Raw genomic sequence first — 21,671 nt, forward strand, 5'->3', positions numbered from 1 at the left:
AGAAAGTCATCTTGCTATTCACTTTAAGTTGAATAGCGCTGCCATTACCCATATAATGCCTCGAATTTTATAAATCATCACATTGATTGCACTTTTACAGTGCGAAATAGAGAGTAGGTAATGGGAGTAAATAAGCCGCTAAGTGCAAGCGCAATCATAAGCGCAAAGAAGCAGGCTGTATTTCGTTTCATCTTATTACAATTTTTACTTACTATTTTTATATCTTTGGGAATTTTTTACATTGCTGGTGGTCTTAGTGGATATTCTTTTTTATTAGGAGCTTGGACCAGTATATTGCCTAGTGTGTATATGGCATGGCGGATCTTTGGTTACAAAGGTACTCGTCCAGCAAAAGATGTTGTTAGATCATTCTATCGAGGGGAAGCCGGAAAGTTGGTTATGACAGCGGTTTTATTGTCGCTGGTTTTTCTTCTGATAAAACCCTTATCTGCAGAAGCTTTTTTTGCGGGTTTTGGGGTCGCTATTTTGAGTCACTGGCTCAGCCCTATTGTGCTAAAGCAATAATTAGCATGATAGGAATAAGGTTTTAATCATTGAAAGAGCGTGGATATAAATATGGCAAGTGAAAATCCAACAGCTTCTGAATATATACAGCATCACCTTCAGAATTTGACCTTTGGTCAACATCCTGATGGTAGTTGGGGCATGGCTCACGATGCTAAAGAAGCAGCTGATATGGGGTTCTGGGCAATTCATGTAGACACTATGGCAATCTCAATTGCTTTGGGTTTATTGTTTTTGTGGTTGTTCCGTAAAGCAGCGAAAAAAATATCAACAGATACACCAACTGGTTTACAAAATTTTGTAGAGCTTATGGTTGAGTTTGTTGATGGCAGTGTTAAAGAAACCTTTCATGGTAAGAGTAAAGTCATTGCGCCTTTAGCCCTTACTATTTTTGTTTGGGTTTTCTTGATGAACTTCATGGATTTAATTCCAGTTGACTTTCTGCCAACAGTAGCCCAATGGATAGGTGTTTCCGTCTTTGGTGCTGATCCTCATCATGTCTATTTTAAATTTGTTCCAACAACAGACATTAATGCCACATTAGGTATGTCTCTTTCTGTTTTTGCTTTGATTATCTTTTACAGTATCAAAGTAAAAGGATTGAGTGGTTTTGTTGGTGAATTAACATTACAGCCTTTTGGTAAATGGATGATTCCTTTCAATTTATTACTTGAAGGTGTTGGTCTATTAGCTAAACCTGTTTCATTAGCATTACGTTTGTTTGGTAACCTTTATGCTGGTGAATTGATCTTTATCTTGATTGCCATTTTACCATGGGGACTACAATGGGCTCTGTCTGTTCCATGGGCAATCTTCCATATTTTGATCATCGTGCTTCAAGCCTTCATCTTTATGATGTTGACTATCGTCTACTTGAGTATGGCGCACGAAGATCACTAAAAGTGTGTTCTTTAAAGTAATATTGTTTAAATCTAATCTAAAACTGTGAAAATCTAGGAGTTAAAATGGAAACTGTAGTTGGTCTTACTGCTATCGCTGTAGCCCTTCTAATCGGTCTAGGTGCCTTAGGTACTGCGATTGGTTTTGGTATTTTGGGTGGAAAATTCTTGGAAGGCGCTGCGCGTCAACCTGAGATGGTTCCTATGTTGCAAGTTAAAATGTTCATCGTAGCGGGTCTTCTTGATGCCGTAACTATGATCGGTGTAGGTATCGCATTGTTCTTCACTTTTGCGAACCCTTTCATTGCTCAGGTCGCTGGTTAATATTCTTGCAAATTATGCAGGAACTATCTTTTAAACGACTTAGAGCGAGGGTATTAGCGTGAACTTGAATCTCACACTTATAGGCCAAGCTATCTCGTTTGCGATTTTTGTCTGGTTCTGCATGAAATATGTATGGCCACCAGTAATTGCTGCGCTCGAAGAGCGTAGCAAGAAAATTGCAGACGGTTTGGAAGCAGCGAATCGTGCTTCACGTGATCTTGAATTGGCACAAGAACAAGCCACTCAACTTCTACGTGAAAGCAAAGATAACGCGGCCGATATAATTGAACAAGCCAATAAACGTGCGAACCAAATGATCGACGAGGCAAAAGAGCAGGTGATTGCTGATGGCAAGCGTCTGCGCGAAGCAGCTCAAGCAGAAATTGAACAAGATGTATTGCGTGCTAAAGAAGCATTGCGTGCTCAAGTTTCGGTTCTTGCATTTGCTGGTGCTGAGAAGATTTTGGGTGCCACAATTGACGAAAAAGCACATAGCGAGATCGTTGAAAAACTCGCTAAAGAGCTTTAAGCGAGGGTCTAATGGCTGAATTAAAAACAGTCGCGCGACCGTACGCTAGAGCAGCTTTCGAAGTTGCCCGTGAGCAAGGGCACATTACAGAATGGGCTGATATGTTAAACATATTAGCTGCTGTAACTGTGGATCCTAAGCTCAAGGTAGCACTTGGAAATCCAGCTTTTAGTGCGGAAGAGAAGGCAAACGCTCTAGCGGACGTTTGTGCTGAAGTAACAACAGAACAGGGGAAAGCATTCTTGCTTACTCTTGCTGAAAATAAGCGTTTAACTCTTATTCCAGCAATATCTATGTTATTTCAACAGTTCAAACTGAATTTTGAGAAAGCCGTAAATGTTAATTTTACGTCAGCATTTGAATTATCAGCTGAGCAAGCACAAGCATTAGCCGCTTCATTGAGTAAAAAGTTAGACCGTACTGTTAACTTAATCAATGAAACTGACGCGAGCCTAATTGGTGGCGTGGTTATACGTACAGGTGACTTAATCATCGACGGTTCGGTACGCGGTAAATTAGCGAAACTGTCCGAGGCGATAAACTCCTAGAGTTTCGTTAAATCGAAACCAGGGTTGAGGAATTTAGCATGCAGCAACTGAATCCATCTGAGATCAGCGAGATTATTAAGAAGCGCATCGACAACCTCGATGTTACTTCTGATGCCCAAAATGAGGGCACAATTGTCAGTGTGGCAGACGGTATCGTTCTGATCCACGGCTTGGCAGATGTTATGTACGGGGAAATGATTGAATTCCCTGGTGGTATTTACGGTATGGCCTTAAACCTAGAGCGTGACTCTGTTGGTGCGGTTGTATTGGGTCAATACCAAGACCTTGTAGAAGGCCAAAAAGTTAAATGTACAGGTCGTATATTGGAAGTTCCAATTGGTCCTGAATTGCTTGGTCGAGTTGTTGACGCATTGGGTAACCCAATTGATGGCAAAGGCGAGATCGGTGCAAAATTAACTGATAAAGTTGAAAAAGTGGCTCCAGGCGTTATCGAACGTCAGTCAGTAGATCAACCTATTCAAACTGGTTATAAAGCCATTGATGCAATGGTGCCAATTGGTCGTGGTCAGCGTGAGTTGATCATCGGTGACCGTCAAATTGGTAAAACGGCATTAGCTATCGATACAATTATTGCTCAGAAAAATAGTGGCATTAAATGTGTTTACGTAGCGATTGGTCAGAAACAATCTACTATTGCAAACGTAGTACGTAAGCTTGAAGAAGCTGGCGCGATGGAATACACCACTGTTGTTGCAGCCGGTGCATCTGATCCAGCGTCAATGCTTTTCTTAGCGCCATATACTGGCTGTACTATGGGTGAGTATTTCCGTGACCGCGGTGAAGACGCTTTGATCATTTATGATGATTTGACAAAACAAGCTTGGGCTTACCGTCAAATATCTTTGCTTCTTCGTCGTCCACCAGGTCGTGAAGCGTATCCTGGTGACGTTTTCTATCTTCACTCTCGCCTTCTTGAGCGTGCGTCTCGTGTAAACGTTGACTATGTAGAAAAATTCACCAACGGTGAAGTGAAAGGTAAAACAGGTTCTTTGACTGCTTTGCCAATCATCGAAACCCAAGGTGGTGACGTATCTGCTTTCGTACCAACCAACGTTATCTCCATCACAGATGGTCAGATATTCTTGGAAACGAGCTCGTTTAATGCGGGTATTCGTCCAGCAATGAACGCCGGTATTTCGGTATCTCGTGTTGGTGGTGCTGCGCAAACTAAGATTGTCAAAAAACTTGGCGGTGGTATTCGTCTTGCTTTGGCTCAGTATCGTGAATTGGCGGCTTTCGCTCAGTTCGCATCTGACCTAGACGAAGCGACTCGTAAGCAGCTAGAACATGGTAAACAGGTTACTGAACTGATGAAACAAAAGCAGTTCTCTCCTATGCCTGTAGCTGATATGGGCGTAGTTCTTTACGCTGCTAATGATGGCTTCCTTGAAGATGTTGAAACAAGCAAAATTGGTAGTTTTGAAACAGCATTGTTAGGTTATATGAACAGCGAGCACGCTGATCTTATGGCTGACATCAACAAAACTGGTAATTTTAACGGCGAGATTGAAGCGACACTTAAAGCGGCAATCGAGAAGTTTAAAGCGACGCAAACTTGGTAATGATTTTGGTGACAAGCTAATTATTTTAGTTTGTCACCACTTTCTTGCAGTTTGTGAAATAACATTCTCACAAGGGCAGTTCTATTATGGCAGTCGGAAAAGAGATACGTACTCAGATTTCGAGCATTAACAATACGCGTAAAATTACTCGTGCTATGGAAAAAGTAGCAGCAAGTAAAACGCGTAAAGCTCAGGATCGTATGGCCGCTTCTCGTCCGTATGCGGAACGAATTCGCCAAGTAGTTGGTCATTTGGCTAACGCGAATCCTGAGTATAAACACCGTTACCTTACCGAGCGTGAGGCGAATCGTGTTGGTTATATCGTAATCTCTTCTGATCGTGGTTTATGTGGTGGCTTAAACATTAACGTGTTTAAAAAAGCCATTAAAGATATGAAACAGTTCGCTGACTCAGGTGTTGAAATAGACATTTGTGCTATCGGTGGTAAAGCCGTTTCATTCTTTCGTAACTACGGCGGAAATGTAACAGCAGCTTTTACTGGCTTAGGTGATGCACCTAAAGCTGACGACTTAGTTGGTAGTGTAAAGGTGATGCTAGACGCGTTTGATGAAGGTCGTATTGATCGTCTTTACGTGGTGTCAAATGAGTTTGTTAATACTATGACTCAGACCCCGACGGTTGAACAACTTTTGCCATTAAAAGCGGAAGAGAATACAGAGTTACAGCACCACTGGGATTATATTTATGAGCCAGAAGCCGTTGAAATTTTGAACGAGTTATTGGTTCGCTATATTGAATCTCAAGTATATCAATCAGTCGTTGAAAATATTGCGTGTGAACAAGCATCTCGTATGCTTGCAATGAAAAACGCAACGGACAACGCCGGTGATATCATTGATGAATTACAGTTGGTGTACAACAAGGCTCGTCAAGCAGCGATTACTCAGGAAATTTCTGAGATAGTCAGCGGCGCGGCAGCGGTTTAAGGTATTTAGGTATTTAAGAGGATCCGAACATGAGTAGCGGACAAATCGTACAAATTATCGGTGCTGTTATCGATGTGGAATTTCCACGTGATAATGTGCCAAAAGTATATGATGCCCTGACCATCGAGGGTAAAGAGTTGGTGTTGGAAGTTCAACAACAACTAGGCGACGGCATTGTTCGTACCATCGCTATGGGTTCAACTGATGGTATGAAGCGTGGTTTGACTGTTGAAAACACAAACAAGCCAGTTTCTGTACCTGTTGGTACAAAAACGCTAGGACGTATTATGGACGTTCTAGGTAACCCTATTGATGAGAAAGGCCCAATCGGTGAAGAAGAGCGTTGGTCAATTCACCGTCCAGCACCTTCATACTCTGAACAGTCTTCTAGTAACGAGTTGCTAGAAACTGGTATCAAAGTAATCGACCTTGTTTGTCCTTTCGCGAAAGGTGGTAAAGTTGGTCTGTTTGGTGGTGCCGGTGTAGGTAAAACCGTAAACATGATGGAGCTTATCCGTAACATCGCAATCGAGCACAGTGGTTATTCTGTATTTGCTGGTGTTGGTGAGCGTACCCGTGAGGGTAACGATTTTTACCATGAGATGACTGATTCGAACGTAATCGATAAAGTATCTCTTGTATACGGTCAAATGAACGAGCCACCAGGTAACCGTCTACGTGTTGCATTGACTGGTTTGACTATGGCAGAAAAATTCCGTGACGAAGGTCGTGACGTACTTTTCTTTGTAGATAACATCTACCGTTACACGCTTGCTGGTACAGAAGTATCTGCATTGCTAGGTCGTATGCCATCTGCAGTAGGTTACCAGCCTACACTTGCTGAAGAGATGGGTGTTCTTCAAGAACGTATCACCTCTACTAAGACTGGTTCTATCACGTCAGTTCAAGCGGTATACGTACCAGCTGATGACTTGACTGACCCGTCTCCAGCAACAACTTTCTCTCACTTGGACGCAACTGTTGTATTGTCTCGTGATATTGCATCTTTGGGTATTTATCCAGCGATCGATCCTCTAGACTCTACTTCACGTCAACTTGATCCTCTTGTAATTGGTCAAGAGCATTATGACGTAGCACGTGGCGTTCAAATGGTATTGCAACGTTATAAAGAGCTTAAAGACATTATCGCAATCTTGGGTATGGACGAGTTATCTGAAGAAGATAAGCAAACGGTTAACCGTTCTCGTAAAATCCAGCGTTTCTTGTCTCAGCCTTTCTTCGTAGCAGAAGTGTTTACTGGTTCACCAGGTAAGTATGTTTCTTTGAAAGACACTATTCGTGGCTTTAAAGGCATCTTGGATGGGGAATTTGATGACCTTCCAGAGCAAGCGTTCTACATGATTGGTAGTATCGACGAAGCTGTCGAGAAAGCTAAGAAACTTTAACCATCACGCGTAGTAAAAGCGTTGTAAGACGCTTTTACTAAGTATGACTTAAGAGAGGCAACTTATGGCTATCACAGTACACTGCGATATCGTAAGCGCTGAACAAGAGATTTTTTCCGGTACGGTTCAATCTCTTGTGGCTGCAGGCAGCTATGGCGATTTGGGTATTATGCCTGGTCACGCGCCATTGTTGACGACTCTGCAACCAGGTCCTGTTCGTGTGGTTAAAGAAAATGGTGACGAAGAGTTTATTTTCGTGTCCGGTGGCTTCCTAGAAGTTCAACCGCACCGTGTCACCGTCTTGGCTAACACAGCCACTCGTGCAAGAGATCTGGACGAAGAGGCGGCACTGAAAGCTCAGGCACATGCTCAAGAGCTTTTAGCTGATCAAAAACCTGACGTCGACTACACTCGTGCGACAGCGGAATTAGTGGAAGCTATGGCCCGTTTGCGTACAATTCAGCAGTTCCGTAGTAATAACTAAGCGGTAATGTTGAGTTTGGATAGTCAAAAAAGCAGCCTAAGGGCTGCTTTTTTATTACCTGTTATTTAGTTTTTGAAGCTCTAAAGCATTTTCCAAAGCGTATCAAAGATAATCTGTTGCGCTTTGGCAATGTCTTTTGATTCTAAAACAACAGCAGAAGGGAAGTTGTTGCTTGCCAATGAAATAATGGCACATTTAGGCGGATAAATAGCGATATAGCTGGCATCCACCGAGCCTTCGGTTTTTATCCATTTACGTTCTGATAGTTCTGCTTCTTCACCACCATCTCCTAAGGCAATAACTTTTACGTTAATCCCTAGCTTTACTCGTTGCTTGGTGTAGTTTGGAAACGGACGATACAAAAATGGTCGAATGGGTTTAGAAGAAAATACACAGTATTCTTTATGGTCTTGTTGGGAAACCACGTTTAAAATGTCGCGCAAAACCCATTCAATACCATCATCACCCTCGTAATATCGTACGTTGGTTTGATGATAATCAGGCTGTTGCTGATGCAGATTGGGAATAATCGAGGTTTTTAAGTTTTCAATTGTTTTATCTAACCGATTACGCTTTTCTTCTGCAAGGTTAAGTAAAATATCTGGGTTCTCAGCAGTAAAAAATCGACGCTTTCCTTTGGGAAAATAACTAACAACACCTTTGCTTTGTAATTGTTTAAGTGATTCATAAGCTGTTCCTCGATTAATGCCGCTGTGCTCAGCAATATCTCGAATAGAAGAAGGACCAAGCTTTAGCAAGGTTTGATAAAGTTGAGCTTCTCTTGGTGTTAAACCGAGTTGTTCGAAAGCTTGTTGAATCATAGGGCTCACAGTTTGCAGTCGTAATTTATAGAAATTAGTTAGTATTCATTGCTTTAAAGAATACACGTATTGAAAGAAAAAATCGCAAGACGATACGCTCGAGAGGAGATAAAAGTGACAGATGAACAGCGGTTTGGTGGCATTCGCCGTTTATACGGAGATGCAGCTTATGAGGTATTTTCTCAAGCTCATGTGTGTGTTATTGGCATTGGCGGTGTAGGCTCTTGGGCAGCAGAAGCTTTGGCTCGCTCAGGTATTGGAAAAATCACACTAATCGACATGGATGATGTTTGTATTACTAACACAAATCGTCAAATTCATGCATTGGAAGGGACAATCGGCCAGTCTAAAGTCGATGTGATGGCGGAACGATTAGCGCTCATTAATCCAAATTGCCAAATAACCATCGTTGAGGATTTTATTACGCCAGATAACCTATCTGAACTTCTTTCTGAGTCATTTGAATACATTATTGATTGCATCGATAGTATTAAACCTAAAGCCGCTCTTGTGGCTTGGTGTAAGAGAAATAAGCGTAAGTTAATCACAGTCGGTGGAGCCGGAGGTCAAACTGACCCAACTAAAATACAAACGGGTGACTTATCTCTAACTGTAGGTGATCCATTAGCGGCGAAACTGCGTAATTTTTTACGTCGCTATTATAACTTTAGCCGTAATACTAAACGTCGATTTAATATAGAGTGCGTCTATTCTGTAGAAGAATTGAAATACCCTCAAGGAGACGGAACAGTATCGAAAGATAGAGTAAAAGGAGATACAGAAACCAAAATGAATTGTGATACAGGCTTTGGTGCCAGTACTGTAGTCACTGCCACATTTGGTTTTGTTGCTGTTTCTAGAGTACTAGAGAAATTAGCTAAGCTTTCTGAATCCGAGCTAAAATAGCTAATACACCATTGGTTCTGGAGCTGGTTAGGTAGCTACTTAGATTGAGTTCTTTTAGCTCGGCTTTTAGGTTCATTTTTTGGATTTCTGCTGAATTTTTCCCTTCTACCAAACTTAGGATAGCGACTAATACGCCACGCATCAGTTTGGCGTCGCTGTCGGCGTGAAAGTGGCGAATGCCGTCCACTTCTTTCATGATGAGCCAAACCGCGCTTTCACAACCTTTTACCTTATATTGTTCTGTTTTCTCTTCGACTGAAAGCCTAGATAAGGTCTTGCTTAAGGTGACGAGCGCTTTAAAGGTTTCTTCTTTACTACGACAAGCTTGTAGCTGCTCTTTTATAGTGAGTATTTGGTTTAAGTTGGTCATTACGTGTTACTCATCGTCTAATAAGTTTATGGCTTCAAGTAAAACGTCGCAGAAACGGTCGGCCTCTTCCATTGTATTGTAACAAGCAAAGGATGCTCTTAATGTTCCCGCTACACCGAGTTGTGCCATAAGTGGTTGGGCACAGTGACTTCCTGCCCTTACAGCTATACCTTGGCTGTCTAGGTAAGCATTTAAATCGATTAAATGAACATTGGGTACACTTAAAGAAACCAGTGTGGTGTTTTTTTCGGGAGAATAAATCTCGACTCCGCTTTCTTTTTTAAGACGAGAATAAACATGAGAAGCAAGAGTCTGTTCCCAAGCGAGTAAAGCGGGTCTGTCTTGTTCGGTTAAGAAATTACATGCAGCAGCTAAGCCTATAACACCTTCAATATTCGGTGTTCCCGCTTCTAATCGATAAGGTAAAACATTAAATTCAGTGGCTTGATGAGAAACATGCAGCACCATTTCTCCACCCGTTTGATAAGGCATGAGTATTTCAAGGGCATGACTTTTACCATATAAAACCCCAATACCAGTCGGGCCATACATCTTATGGCCAGAAAAAACGTAGAAGTCACAGTCGAGTGCTTGCACATCCACTTCATAGTGGGCAACCGCTTGAGCACCATCAACCAGAGTAAATGCGCCGTGTTGTTTCGCATGGTGAAGCATGGTTTGTAGCGGTGTACTGGTGCCAATAGCGTTGGATACTTGTGTTGCAGCAAAAATGCGAGTGCGATCAGTAAAGTAGTGACTGAATTCATCTTCCCAAGCACCACTCGAAGTTAGCGGTAAAATACGTAATCGAGCGCCAGTTCGAAACGCTAATTGTTGCCAAGGAACAAGGTTGGCGTGATGCTCTAAACTGGTTATTAGAATTTCATCGTCTTTTTCGAGAATATGCTCTAGGCCAAAAGCGACCATGTTAATGGCTTCCGTTGCGCCTTTTGTCCAAATGATATGGCTTTGTATTGGTGCATTGATAAAGCGAGCAAGCGTTTCTCTAGATTGTTCAAAACTATTTGTTGCTCTGTCACTTAAAAAATGAGCACCGCGGTGAACGTTTGCATTGTGCGTGCAGTAATAATCTTGAATGGCATCAAGCACTTGATATGGTTTTTGAGTCGTTGCAGCGTTATCCAAATAAGTTAAAGGATGATCATGAGCCTGTAATGACAAAATAGGAAAAAAGGGGCGAAGCGATGAAGGGTCAAAAGCCATGGATACTCTACTTTGATATTAGGGTTGTTGTTTTGAGGGTTGGTTTTATTTAAGAGAGGCCATTAAAGCGGCACAGAATTGACGAAATTGTACCTTAACTTCTATCAAAATCGGGAAATATTGGTCTTTTACTTGCGTTTTTTTTATACAGATATAATGATTGATAACAGATACTAGATGACAAACAAGAAAAGGTACAAAGTAGTGGCTGAATTTTTATATAAGGGTGTTGTGGATTGGTTTTTAGATCAGATGTCACAAGAGTCAATTGTGCCCGGTGATCGTATGCCATCTCTACGTATCTTATCAAAAGAGCTAGGCTTGAGTTTAAATACCGTCATACATGGTTATGATTTACTAAGTAGTGACGGTTGGATTGAGTCTCGCCCCAAATCTGGTTACTTTGTTTGTCATCGTAGTGATACTAAACCGGCCTTATTATTGGCGGGTGAAACACTGCAAAAGCTTACAAACGAAGGTGTGAAGCCTGCTTGGTCTTGCCTTGCTCATCGCGGAGCATTAGTCGATCAAAGTGATATTTTTTTGAATCCCGTTAGTCGTCAAGATGAAGTGCATTTACCGGTATTAGGAAAAGGGCATTTAACTGCTCGCGAGTCAGTTAGTGATTATTTAAAGGGATTAGGAATCAAAGCCCATGCATCACAACTCTGGCTTGGTTATTCACCTTTAGCCATCTTTACACAAAGTGTTCAAAGTTTAACGAAACGAGATGATAAGGTTTTAGTGCTAGAGCCTTGTGACCCTAGAATCACGACAACATTGCAAAGTATTGGGCGACAAGTCATTACTTTAAGCGCTGGTGAGCGTGGTGTAGATTTGGACCTAGCAATCCATTGTCTACGAGATGAATCGATAAGTTTGATTATATTGCCTGGTCAATTTTCATTTCCCGCAGGACAACTAATTAGTAATTTAAGTTTACGTCGTTGGCTCGCTATTATTGAAGAAACCAAATTGCCTGCGATCGAATGGGATTTGTGTTCACATCTTTCGTATCGTCCTGGTCCTATTCTGACTTATAAATCTTTAGATCAATCGGATCATATTGTTTATATCGGCGGGGTGGAGTCCAAAGGGGTGGGGTGTTCAGCTAGCTGGTGTTTACCGGGACGACATCAAGCCTTATTAGAAGGTGCTTTACTTGGTGCTGATATGGCACTTAGTGATGCACAACAAACGGCGTTGAGTGATGTCTTACAACCAAACAGTAAACGATCATTAACTCGGCGAGCGAGAGATGTTTGGGCGAACTCTGAGCGAGTCAAAGCACATTTAGAAACTCGTTTAGGTCATCATGTTAGTTTCGCCACAAGTAAAGGTGGTATGTCGCTCTGGATGCATTTATCAGAACCTTTAGACGTCGCCAGTATAACTTCTTTATTAGCGAGCTTCAGACACGCCATTGTTCCGGGAACTTTAGTCAGTCATGAGTCGGATGCGAATCATTGGTTAGCTGTGAATGTGACTTTAGATGATGTAGAACCATTAGCAAAAGCCCTAGCAGACCATTTATCTATTGAGAATAAATTAGATGTTGGAGGAATATTATTTGAAGAGTCTCTGTCTGAGGGTAAAAGTGAAATAACTGAAGAAGCAGAAAGTGCCGATGTTAGTCATCAAGAAGAAATGAAACAAATAATAAATCAAGACGTAATTGAAAATGAATCTGCTAAAGAACCTAAATTGGAAGAGTCTTTAGAAAAAGTAGATAAAAAGTCACGCAACTCGACCAGTGAGCCGCTTTATAACCCAATGCTTGATTTAATAAATCATGATTTTGGCTAGAAGTTGTTTGTATCTAGTAGAATAGAGCTTCTTAGCCCTATTCTACTAAAGCAATCTTTATTCAGCTGCTGTGTTAAACATATCTAAATCTTTATTATAAATTTCACTTCCCATATCAAATGCCCCCATCACACTATGGAACACATTCGCTTGAGTGGTTTCTTCTCGTGCCTTTAATTTATCGATAGATATATGCTTTTGATCAATAAAGGTTTGGGACATCCAAACAAGAAAAGGTACTTTCAATTGTTGTTCTGGTGCAATGGAGTAAGGGGTTCCGTGTAGGTAAATACCACCTTCTCCTAAAGACTCACCATGATCGGAAACATACAAATAGGCACTTGAAGTATTCTCAAGTGTTTTCAGTGACAATCTTAGTTGGTCTAAAAAGTAATCGTTGTACAAAATGGTATTATCGTAAGCGTTTACCAGCTCTTCCTGAGTACAGTTATTTAGTTCTACAGAGCGACAAACAGGTTTAAATACTTCAAAGTTACTCGGATACTTACTGTGATAAGAAGGACCATGACTGCCAGTTTGATGCAACACAACAAAGACTTTCTGTTTATCTGATGCTTTGATTTGTTCTGTTAGATTTGTTAATAAAACACCATCGTAATTACACTCTGTTCCTTTACATTCTTTCTTTAAATCTCTGGACTTTAAGTAACTTGAAACCTTAATTGGTGCTTCTCCCCAGTTTTTAGTACGCCAAATAACGTCAACACCTTGTCGTTGTAAATAGCTAGGTAATGGTTCGAAGTTTTTAGAAAAAGGACCACTTGGATTAACGTGTGACAAAATACATTTTACAGATGCTGTTGTGTAACTGGAACAAGATGTTGCATTTTTCAATGTAATTACATCAGAAGCTGAGAGTAGTGGATTTGTTTGTTTTTTATAGCCATAAAGTGAGAAATTCTCTGCTCTTGCTGATTCTCCAATAACTAACACAACGACTGTTTTTTCGTTTGAATTGAAAATCGCATCAGGTAATAGTGTTTGTACAATATTCTGTTTGGATTGCTCATTATGAAAGCGAATGACATTGCCTACATATGACCAAGGCATGATCATCCCACCAAGTTTCTTTGCATGTTTATCTATCCAAAGCCAATTGTTTGCAGATACCCAAGCCCATGAAAAAGTGATGACTACAGAAATAAGCAAATGTACGAATAATCTAAAACGATGTGTTTTTGTGATAGAGGTTCGAATGATTAACCAAGCAGGAATCAAGCCTAAGATAATGAAATAGATGACTAGTTTAGGACTTAAAAATTGTTCCGATTCAGAAAGTTGTGTATTAAGAATATTCCCCATCATAGACTTATCTAGAATCACGTTATAAGTCACTACGAAATAAACGGCTAAAGAGTTACTTAAAGCCAACACCACACAAACTGCTTTTCCTAGACGCCTAGATATAATAAATAAGCTATAAAAAACAAGAGACGTTACTAGATATACAATGGCAAAAACTGTAATCAATGTCTGAATACCATTCCAACTTCGAGCGTCTAGGTTATCCAACATAAATGATAGTAAAGGCCAGTTATATAGCGCTGTATTAAGCAATATAGCTAAAACAACAAAAGTTGATGTGCTGAGTTTGGTACGAGAAAAATATTTTAAAGTGGAGCGTAAATTCATCATAATTTTAGTAAAGGAAGGTGAATTACTTTTCATTAGAGAGTGTATTCCTATTGATCTTAATTCGAGGGTTATTTTGTGAGGGACAGTTGCCATTCAGCAGTGAGTATAAATAAAGCATTAAGTAGCGCCCTCTACTATTGAACTATTTTTTATCTATCGTGATGAAAGATGAATCTTGTGTAAAATCTATTGCTTACACATATTAATATAAAAACACAAAAAAATCTGATATTTCCTTTTTTTATATCTTTTATGAATATTTCATTTATTTTTCATCTTATATGTATAAAATGTGTCCTTTAGTGCAACTTTAATGCACATTTATTACGTTAAACCATCTTGGTTTATTAGAAATAGGACTTTCTTATATGCGTTGCCATCTCACTAAAATATCCACGAACTACAAATCTTTGTTAGATCAAGCGAAAGCAACTGAAATAACCATTTGCCAGCCAAGTGTTCAAATATTGCTGCTTATTGCTATTGCTTTATCTGTGGTGGCGATTGCTGGATATTCTATTAGTGGGTATCAATATGCTTTTATTGAGATTAATAGTCTTACTCCCTATGTTCCTGTGATTTTATTAGAGAATATAACCGTTTTCGGTGATGGCATTTTTTATTAACTTTGGTTTTATTGTTTTCCTGTCGCAATATTCGCTTTCATTGGACCGTATTATTTACCAGTTTATTAGGAGCTATTATTGTTAATTTACTGAAAGATTATTTTGCTATGCCTCGTCCGCCAGCGATACTTGACCCGGAAACCTTTAATTTATTAGGGAAGGCTTATAAAACTCGTAGTTTTCCTTCTGGTCACAGCTTAACGGCTTTTCTATTGGCAAGTATTTGTTTTTGTTATATTAAAAATTGGTATTTAAAAGCGACTATAATTGTTATTGCCGTGATGGTGGCTTTAAGTCGAGTATTGATTGGTGTGCATTGGCCAATGGATGTTTTGGTTGGTGGTTCTTTAGGTATTGTAATAGGCGTAGCTGGCATGATTATTACAAGTAAATGGAAAGCTGGTGTATGTGCTTATGTGCATTTATTTACACTGAGTTTGTTTGTTATTGCATGTATTATGGTGTTCATAGAAGGTAATGACTATGAATTAGCTTTACCTTTACTCTACGTTGTTGCTGCAGCTGCGCTATTTCGAGCTATAAAAGGTTATATTTTGATTAAATGATTTATTGAGTAAGCTTTATTAAAAACGAAAAAGGCGCTAAGAAAGCGCCTTTTTTATTGCCTCCAACATACTAGTGTGATTTTTATAATCTAATTGAATAGGAGTGAGCCTGTCTCCGATAAGTAAGGCTAAGGAAGGGAAAGAGTTTAAACCAAGGTGCCTTGCTTGCTCTATTTCGTCTTCGAGGAGCTTTTTGTTTTTAACGTGTGACATGGCTTTCTGAAAGCTTTCTGCCTTTAGACCTATGTGCTCTGCACATCCTGTTAATGTATCTATATCCGATGGGTTTTTCGCTTCAAGGTAATAGGCCTTTTGAATTTCGTGGTACATTTCTTCTTCTAAACCAACATCTCTCGCAACAAAACAAGCCCTACAAGCGGGGTAAGTAGAACGACGAGGTGATGCAGTACGCCAGAAGTCAAAATTGAACTCTGTACCTAGCGTTGTTTGAATATTTTTCCAAGTGCTTTCAAGATTGGCTTTCATACCCTCGGGCATTGGTACATCGGAGTCAATCGCTAAACCTCCTAACATTGGCTGGATAGTCAATTGGTCTGAATCAATTAATCCTTGCAGGGATTGTTGTAGCTTTGTCCAAGTAGGGCTAAATCCCCAACACCAGCTGCACATTGGGTCATAGCAATAAATCAGTGTGGCAGTCATTGACGGCTCCATTATTGAATTCATATAAAAATAGTCCCATAAGGTAACAGTGTCTTTGACCATAAAACAATAAGCTAAAGGCTACAGGTATAAAAAAACGGCTAACTCTGTTTCTGGAAAAGCAGAGAGTTAACCGTTTTTATAAACAACTTTAGATTGTTACGTTTTAGCTTTTTAGTATCGCTGCAATCGCATTACAAAGTGGTTCCATATTATTGTGTGTCATACCAGCAACACTGATACGACCCGAACCGACAATATAAATACCGTAGTCTTTACGTAGTTGAGCGACTTGATCTGGCGTTAACCCAGAAAAAGAGAACATACCTTGTTGTTGAGAAATAAACGAGAAGTCTTGGCTCACTCCTTTTGCTCGTAGTGTATTTACAAACAAACTGCGCATTTCATGAATACGTAGGCGCATGTCTTTTAGTTCGCTTTCCCATAAAGCATATAATTCTGGATCGTTAAGAATTTCTGCGACAACAGCAGAACCATGAGAAGGTGGATTTGAGTAATTTGTACGGATACAACGTTTTACTTGAGTAAAAGCTGTTTCAGCTTGCTCTGCTGTCTCACATACTATTGTTAGTGCGCCAACACGTTCGTTATATAAGCCAAAATTCTTTGAGAATGAACTGGCAATAAGCATTTCAGGAACATGTTCTAAAAAGGTACGTAATCCTTGCGCATCGTCCGTTAAGTTTTGGCCAAAACCTTGATAAGCAAAATCAAACAAAGGTAAGAAACCTTGTTTACTACAAAGCTTAGCGAGTTGGTACCACTGCTCTGGTGTCGGGTCGACCCCAGTTGGGTTGTGGCAGCAACCATGGAATAAAACTACATCACCTTCTGGGATTTGAGACAAACTTGCGAGTAACGCTTCGAAGTCCAAAGACTTGTTGTTAGCATCGTAATATGCATAGCTACCAACTTCCAAACCGACAGATTGAAAAACAGACTGGTGATTTGCCCAAGTTGGGTTACTGACCCAAATAGTGGCTTCTGGTAAGTGCTTTTTAATGAATTCTGCTGCAACGCGCAATGCACCTGTTCCGCCTGGTGTATGGGCTGTTTGAGCCAGCTGTTTAGTAATGATGTTGTGACCATTACCAAATAAAAGCTTTTGTACAGCGGTTCGATAAGCTGGCGCACCTTCCATACTAAGGTAACTTTTCGTTACTTCTTGAGCCAACAAACGCTCTTCAGCTTGTTTAACAGCCTTTAGAATAGGTGTATTACCTTGCTCATCTTTATAAACACCAACACCCAAATTAATTTTATTTGGGTTGGTGTCATTTTTATAAGCGTCGTTTAGACCAAGTATTGGGTCTGCAGGAGCAGCTTGGATATGTTCAAACATGGTAACTCCATGAAGGTTATTTGTTTTTTTATTATGGATTAAGATACGTAAAAATCTGAGCAGTATGGTACTCCAAGACGCCAGTAACCGCTATAAGCTATAGGAAAAGGGCGTTTAATCGGTGTATAAAATGGCGTTTTTTTTCATTCAGTGGGTTTTTGTAAGGTAAAAAAAAGACATAGCCCACAATACGGATAGAGTGAGATGTACTTTTTTGAGTAATAAATAGTACAGATTTAATCAATTGGTCAAATCTGTACTTTTATATTAATCGTAACTTTTAGGTTAAATGAATTTAATCATCCCAACCATTCGATATATTATGATGTAGACGTTTTTCTTCTAAATGCTGTTCTATGGCACGTCGTGCTCTGAGCATGCGAGAAGCATCATCCTTTTGATTTTGTTCTTTTTTTTCATTATCCAAGCTGATAGATGCATGAATAATATCAGTTTTTACTTCGGTTAAAGTTTCGTAAAAATCACTCATCGTAATACCCTTTTGGCTTTGCAATAACAGATGAAATGCATAGATCACTGTCATCGGCAGTTGAAAAAAGTCAAAATAGACAGACAACTCATTTTCAAGTTAATAAAAAACGGAAATCGATCAAAAATCAATCTCTTTTTACGTGTTTTTTATGACAAAAAAATTAATTAACCATGGCGGAATGTAATGGACGTTTCTTTTATCCTCGACTCATTGAATGACAAGCAACGAGAAGCCGTAGCGGCGCCGTTGCAAAATAGCCTTGTTTTGGCGGGTGCTGGGTCAGGGAAAACCCGCGTATTAGTACATAGAATTGCATGGCTAATGCACGCATACGAATTATCACCTTACAGTTTAATGGCCGTAACCTTTACCAACAAAGCGGCTCGTGAAATGCAGGGTCGTATAGAAGAATTGGTTGGTGTACCGCCACAAGGTATGTGGGTAGGGACTTTCCACGGTTTGGCGCATCGGCTATTGCGTGCTCATTGGCGTGATGCTGGATTGAAAGAAAACTTCCAGATCATGGACAGTGATGACCAACTTCGCTTAATAAAACGAATCATGCGACAACTTAATATTGATGATACCCGCTGGCCGCCAAAACAAGTGTCTTGGTTTATCAATGCTCAAAAAGATGAAGGTCGTCGTGCTGCACATGTACCAGACAGCCATGATCCTTTCTCAAAAGGCATGCGCGAACTTTACTACCATTATGAAGAAGCCTGTGAGCGTGGCGGTTTATTAGACTTTGGTGAGCTGCTACTGCGTGCTCATGAGTTAATGCTAAGTACTCCAGCATTGTTGCGTCATTATCAAGATCGTTTCCGTCACGTGCTGGTGGACGAGTTTCAAGATACCAACACAATTCAATACGCTTGGTTGCGTATCATGGTTGGTGATCAAGGTACTATTACTGCCGTAGGTGATGACGATCAGTCTATTTATGGTTGGCGTGGTGCGAAGATTGAGAATATCCAAAGCTTCACCAAAGATTTTAAAGATGTTGGTACTATTCGATTGGAGCAAAACTACCGCTCCACAGGACACATTCTTAATGCGGCCAACGGTTTGATCAAACACAATGATGATCGTCTTGGTAAAGAACTTTGGACTGATAGTGGTGAAGGTGATCCGATTTCCCTTTACGCAGGTTTTAATGAACAAGATGAAGCTCGCTTTATCCTTGGCATCATTAAGCAATGGCGCGACAAAGGCACATCTTTAACGGACATGGCGATTTTATATCGCTCAAATGCTCAGTCACGAGTGATAGAGGAATGCCTTGTTAGGGAACAGATTGCTTATCGTATTTATGGTGGACACAGATTCTATGATCGTTTAGAAATTAAAAACGCCTTGGCGTATGCGCGTTTGGCGTTGGACCCTAATGATGACGGCGCGATGGAACGAGTGGTAAACGTGCCGCCTCGTGGTATTGGCGAACGTAGCATTGGCACCTTACGGGAATTTGCTCGTGATCATGGTTGTTCTATGTGGAAAGCAGCTCAAGAAGTTGTTAGTCAGTCATTAATGCCTGCGAGAGCAACCAATGCCATTAAGTTGTTTTTACATCTTATCGAAGGCTTAAGCACCACGGTACAGCAGCCAGATTTGAACTTGAATGATATTTTTGAGCAGATCATTGAAGAAGCGGGTTTGATTCCTTTCCACGAAAAAGAAAAGGGTGAAAAAGGCGAAGCGCGTATCGAAAACTTAAAAGAGTTGGTCGGCGCAGCGGGTGGTTTTAGTTGGAATGATGAAGACGAAGAATTCAGTTCACCGCTAATGGCGTTCCTTGATAAGGCGGTGTTAGACGCAGGTGATGCTCAGGCAGACGAATACCAAGATGCGGTTCAGTTGATGACGCTTCACTCGGCAAAAGGTCTAGAATTCCCATTGGTGTTTTTAACAGGGGTAGAAGAAAACCTCTTCCCAAGCAAAATGTCTTTCGAAGAACCGGGTCGACTCGAAGAAGAGCGTCGCCTTTGTTATGTAGGCATTACTCGCGCGATGGAAAAACTCTACATCACCTATGCGGAGTCACGTCGTTTGTTTGGCAGTGAATCTTTTAACAGTCCTTCTCGCTTTATCAAAGAGATTCCACCTGAGTGTTTGGAAGAAGTTCGCCTGCGATCTCAAGTCAGTCGTCCAGTTTCTATGCAACGTCCAGATTATCAACTTGAAAAGAATAAGCTGCAAAACAGCAATGTATTGAACGCTTATAAAGCGCCAGAGGTTACCGTTAACATGGGTGATCGTGTTAATCACCCAGTGTTTGGCGAAGGCTTGGTTATCAACTACGAAGGCCAAGGCCCACAGGCTCGAGTGCAGGTTAACTTTGATGATGAAGGCAGTAAATGGCTGGTATTGTCTTTCGCTAAGCTAGAAGTGATTTAAGCTTTGGTTGTAATGAGATGAAAGAGAGTATTTATTTGCGCCTGTTTCGCAAGCTCAACGCGTCTGCATAAATGCTCCCTTTCATCTTGTTTGTTATGAATCCAGTGATAATTATTGATTGCGTTTAAGTAGAAAAATTTTATAAGGACATATGATGACTGAAACATGGGACTTTTCAGGGCTAGTGGACAGATTACGTCGTCAGTTTGATGAAGAATACTTGAAAAAATCAATACAACCGTTGACCTCAATTTCTCAGAATCAAGCTTATTGTCGGTATCACTATCAAGAATTTAAACGTCTCCATCAAGAACATTTGATTAAACTAAAAAAAGAGGGAGCAATAGACGAAGGTTTGGTTTTTAGAGCTTTGGGAGGGGGAGATGGTGATGGTCACACATCAAAAGAATATGAATTCAAAATTGGGTGTGAGGCTCATATTAATGCACTGTTAAGAAATTTGCATAGTAATTCTGATTTGCTAGCTCATGTAGTCTATTTCTGCCTCAATTTGGAAAATATACAGAGAACTCTTATACCAGAGAATTTAATTAGCCTATATAGACTAAAAGAAAATCTTAAAAATAAACTTGAGTATGAAAACCTCCATAGCTTACTCATAGAATATACTAAAGGTGACGATTATAAATACTTCATGGCTTGGGGGAACCATACTAAGCATTGGTCAAATATCAGTGCTCAATTAACATATAACTTAAAAGGGCCAGATGAAAATATTTATAGTTGGAATTTTGAAGAATTCACCTACAGAAAGGGTGTTTATCCAAAGCAAAGTGTACTTTTATTTATTGAACGAGAATACGACCGTCAATCTAAGCTACTTCCTCAGATAATTCGAGAAATTGACTTACTGAGTGCTGAGTTACTTGAAAATTAGTTTTTCATCTACCTCTCGTTTTCTAGTCCATGCCAGACCCGCAAAATGATTACGGTATTTCTATGAATTGAGTAACGAACGATATAACTTCCAAATATCATGTCTCTAACTGAGTCTGGTAAAGGTGCTTGCTTAACAGGTAGGCCAATATGAGGAAAGTCAGGAAGCAGTGTTATTTTTTCTACAAGTTCTTTAGCGACTTTCGCTGACGCTATCGGATTATGAAGGGTGATGAATTCTCGTAGACGTTTTAAGTCTGCAATGGCTTCTTCCGTGTAAACCAATTTCATTATTTAACCCTCGGTGCGTCCTGTTCGTTTTCAGTTCCCCAGCTGTTTAGCCATTCATGAACTTCACTTGCGTCTACAACCTTCCCTTGTGTGGCTGATTCCATTGCTTCTAGTGTTTGTTTCCAACGGTCTTGTTCTAGTTGTTGTTTTTCTATGTATTCGTTTAGTGCTTGGTTGATAACCCAACCTTTACTGCGTTGAAGCTTATTCGCTAGCGCTTCTAAATGTTGTTCGGTTTCTGCTTGCAACCTTACTGTTGTTACACTCATCGTTTAGGTACCTCTTTATGAAAAATACATTGTAATACAGTATAGTTTACTTTTTCAGTTTTGCTTGAAGCAAATTCT

Annotated in this window: 24 protein-coding genes; 15 read left to right on the forward strand and 9 right to left on the reverse strand. The window is 40.2% G+C overall.

The annotated features are described in order from the left end of the window. Positions 1-120: 120 nt before the first annotated feature. The 9 genes from AC0L3Y_RS05570 to AC0L3Y_RS05610 all read left to right on the forward strand — a co-directional run bounded on the left by AC0L3Y_RS05570 (position 121) and on the right by AC0L3Y_RS05610 (position 7,245). Complete coding sequence (locus AC0L3Y_RS05570; protein WP_473469730.1) at positions 121-525, forward strand: ATP synthase subunit I; 405 nt, start codon at positions 121-123, stop codon at positions 523-525. A gap of 51 nt (positions 526-576) precedes the next feature. Beyond that, positions 577-1,425: a F0F1 ATP synthase subunit A gene (gene atpB / locus AC0L3Y_RS05575; RefSeq protein ID WP_473469732.1), complete on the forward strand. Its 849-nt coding sequence runs from the start codon at positions 577-579 to the stop codon at positions 1,423-1,425. A gap of 65 nt (positions 1,426-1,490) precedes the next feature. Further along, complete coding sequence (atpE, locus tag AC0L3Y_RS05580; RefSeq protein ID WP_133010645.1) at positions 1,491-1,748, forward strand: F0F1 ATP synthase subunit C; 258 nt, start codon at positions 1,491-1,493, stop codon at positions 1,746-1,748. A gap of 58 nt (positions 1,749-1,806) precedes the next feature. Further along, positions 1,807-2,277 carry a F0F1 ATP synthase subunit B gene (locus AC0L3Y_RS05585; protein WP_473469735.1) on the forward strand — a complete coding sequence of 157 codons (471 nt, stop codon included), beginning with the start codon at positions 1,807-1,809 and terminating at the stop codon, positions 2,275-2,277. Between the two features lie 11 nt (positions 2,278-2,288). Then, positions 2,289-2,825 (forward strand): F0F1 ATP synthase subunit delta, encoded by a 537-nt coding sequence (locus AC0L3Y_RS05590; RefSeq protein WP_473469737.1) that lies wholly within the window; start codon positions 2,289-2,291, stop codon positions 2,823-2,825. 38 nt (positions 2,826-2,863) lie between these two features. Then, positions 2,864-4,408: a F0F1 ATP synthase subunit alpha gene (gene atpA, locus AC0L3Y_RS05595; protein WP_473469740.1), complete on the forward strand. Its 1,545-nt coding sequence runs from the start codon at positions 2,864-2,866 to the stop codon at positions 4,406-4,408. Between the two features lie 86 nt (positions 4,409-4,494). Continuing rightward, positions 4,495-5,355, forward strand: a complete 861-nt coding sequence (atpG, locus tag AC0L3Y_RS05600) for a F0F1 ATP synthase subunit gamma (RefSeq protein ID WP_473469742.1) — start codon at positions 4,495-4,497, stop codon at positions 5,353-5,355. A gap of 29 nt (positions 5,356-5,384) precedes the next feature. Continuing rightward, positions 5,385-6,761: a F0F1 ATP synthase subunit beta gene (gene atpD / locus AC0L3Y_RS05605; RefSeq protein WP_473469744.1), complete on the forward strand. Its 1,377-nt coding sequence runs from the start codon at positions 5,385-5,387 to the stop codon at positions 6,759-6,761. A 64-nt stretch (positions 6,762-6,825) separates the two neighbouring features. Beyond that, on the forward strand, positions 6,826-7,245 hold the full coding sequence (locus AC0L3Y_RS05610) for a F0F1 ATP synthase subunit epsilon (RefSeq protein ID WP_473469746.1): 420 nt from the start codon (positions 6,826-6,828) through the stop codon (positions 7,243-7,245). 80 nt (positions 7,246-7,325) lie between these two features. On the opposite strand, the gene AC0L3Y_RS05615 is transcribed toward AC0L3Y_RS05610, so the two are convergent. Then, the gene (locus AC0L3Y_RS05615; RefSeq protein ID WP_036157660.1) at positions 7,326-8,066 is read right to left on the reverse strand and encodes a TrmB family transcriptional regulator; all 741 of its coding nucleotides are present in this window, start codon (positions 8,064-8,066) and stop codon (positions 7,326-7,328) included. Positions 8,067-8,180: 114 nt separating this feature from the next. Here AC0L3Y_RS05615 and tcdA point away from each other — a divergent pair, with 114 nt between their 5' ends. Then, positions 8,181-8,972, forward strand: coding sequence for a tRNA cyclic N6-threonylcarbamoyladenosine(37) synthase TcdA (tcdA, locus tag AC0L3Y_RS05620; RefSeq protein WP_473469749.1), 792 nt, complete (start codon positions 8,181-8,183; stop codon positions 8,970-8,972). Here the strand turns inward: tcdA and AC0L3Y_RS05625 are convergent. Both AC0L3Y_RS05625 and AC0L3Y_RS05630 read right to left on the reverse strand, forming a co-directional pair. Further along, positions 8,944-9,342 carry a SufE family protein gene (locus tag AC0L3Y_RS05625; RefSeq protein ID WP_473469751.1) on the reverse strand — a complete coding sequence of 133 codons (399 nt, stop codon included), beginning with the start codon at positions 9,340-9,342 and terminating at the stop codon, positions 8,944-8,946. The genes tcdA and AC0L3Y_RS05625 overlap by 29 nt on opposite strands. Before the next feature lie 6 nt (positions 9,343-9,348). Continuing rightward, positions 9,349-10,566 (reverse strand): aminotransferase class V-fold PLP-dependent enzyme, encoded by a 1,218-nt coding sequence (locus AC0L3Y_RS05630; protein ID WP_473469753.1) that lies wholly within the window; start codon positions 10,564-10,566, stop codon positions 9,349-9,351. Between the two features lie 204 nt (positions 10,567-10,770). On the opposite strand from AC0L3Y_RS05630, the gene AC0L3Y_RS05635 reads away from it, so the two are divergent. Beyond that, positions 10,771-12,372, forward strand: a complete 1,602-nt coding sequence (locus AC0L3Y_RS05635; RefSeq protein WP_473469755.1) for a GntR family transcriptional regulator — start codon at positions 10,771-10,773, stop codon at positions 12,370-12,372. Positions 12,373-12,429: 57 nt separating this feature from the next. Here the strand turns inward: AC0L3Y_RS05635 and eptA are convergent, their stop codons facing one another. Beyond that, positions 12,430-14,061 carry a phosphoethanolamine--lipid A transferase EptA gene (eptA, locus tag AC0L3Y_RS05640; RefSeq protein WP_473469757.1) on the reverse strand — a complete coding sequence of 544 codons (1,632 nt, stop codon included), beginning with the start codon at positions 14,059-14,061 and terminating at the stop codon, positions 12,430-12,432. 335 nt (positions 14,062-14,396) lie between these two features. On the opposite strand from eptA, the gene AC0L3Y_RS05645 reads away from it, so the two are divergent. Together AC0L3Y_RS05645 and AC0L3Y_RS05650 are read left to right on the forward strand one after the other, a co-directional pair. Next, complete coding sequence (locus AC0L3Y_RS05645) at positions 14,397-14,654, forward strand: hypothetical protein (protein WP_473469758.1); 258 nt, start codon at positions 14,397-14,399, stop codon at positions 14,652-14,654. An 11-nt stretch (positions 14,655-14,665) separates the two neighbouring features. Beyond that, entirely contained in the window at positions 14,666-15,220 is a 555-nt protein-coding gene (locus AC0L3Y_RS05650; RefSeq protein WP_473470595.1) for a phosphatase PAP2 family protein, read from the forward strand. A 36-nt stretch (positions 15,221-15,256) separates the two neighbouring features. On the opposite strand, the gene AC0L3Y_RS05655 is transcribed toward AC0L3Y_RS05650, so the two are convergent. The 3 genes from AC0L3Y_RS05655 to AC0L3Y_RS05665 form a co-directional block, all read right to left on the reverse strand. Beyond that, positions 15,257-15,883, reverse strand: a complete 627-nt coding sequence (locus tag AC0L3Y_RS05655; RefSeq protein WP_473469760.1) for a DsbA family protein — start codon at positions 15,881-15,883, stop codon at positions 15,257-15,259. 166 nt (positions 15,884-16,049) lie between these two features. Further along, positions 16,050-17,246 carry an amino acid aminotransferase gene (locus tag AC0L3Y_RS05660; RefSeq protein WP_473469762.1) on the reverse strand — a complete coding sequence of 399 codons (1,197 nt, stop codon included), beginning with the start codon at positions 17,244-17,246 and terminating at the stop codon, positions 16,050-16,052. Between the two features lie 295 nt (positions 17,247-17,541). Beyond that, positions 17,542-17,736, reverse strand: a complete 195-nt coding sequence (locus tag AC0L3Y_RS05665) for a PA3496 family putative envelope integrity protein (protein ID WP_473469764.1) — start codon at positions 17,734-17,736, stop codon at positions 17,542-17,544. 186 nt (positions 17,737-17,922) lie between these two features. On the opposite strand from AC0L3Y_RS05665, the gene uvrD reads away from it, so the two are divergent. Continuing rightward, the gene (gene uvrD, locus AC0L3Y_RS05670) at positions 17,923-20,136 is read left to right on the forward strand and encodes a DNA helicase II (RefSeq protein ID WP_473469766.1); all 2,214 of its coding nucleotides are present in this window, start codon (positions 17,923-17,925) and stop codon (positions 20,134-20,136) included. Positions 20,137-20,287: 151 nt separating this feature from the next. Further along, the gene (locus AC0L3Y_RS05675) at positions 20,288-21,034 is read left to right on the forward strand and encodes a hypothetical protein (protein WP_473469768.1); all 747 of its coding nucleotides are present in this window, start codon (positions 20,288-20,290) and stop codon (positions 21,032-21,034) included. A gap of 8 nt (positions 21,035-21,042) precedes the next feature. Here the strand turns inward: AC0L3Y_RS05675 and AC0L3Y_RS05680 are convergent, their stop codons facing one another. Next, positions 21,043-21,324: a type II toxin-antitoxin system RelE/ParE family toxin gene (locus tag AC0L3Y_RS05680; protein WP_473469770.1), complete on the reverse strand. Its 282-nt coding sequence runs from the start codon at positions 21,322-21,324 to the stop codon at positions 21,043-21,045. Further along, entirely contained in the window at positions 21,324-21,593 is a 270-nt protein-coding gene (locus AC0L3Y_RS05685) for a CopG family ribbon-helix-helix protein (protein WP_473469773.1), read from the reverse strand. The genes AC0L3Y_RS05680 and AC0L3Y_RS05685 overlap by 1 nt, the downstream gene beginning before the upstream one ends. Between the last annotated feature and the right edge of the window lie 78 nt (positions 21,594-21,671).

It is taken from the genome of Marinomonas sp. GJ51-14 (assembly GCF_055808695.1).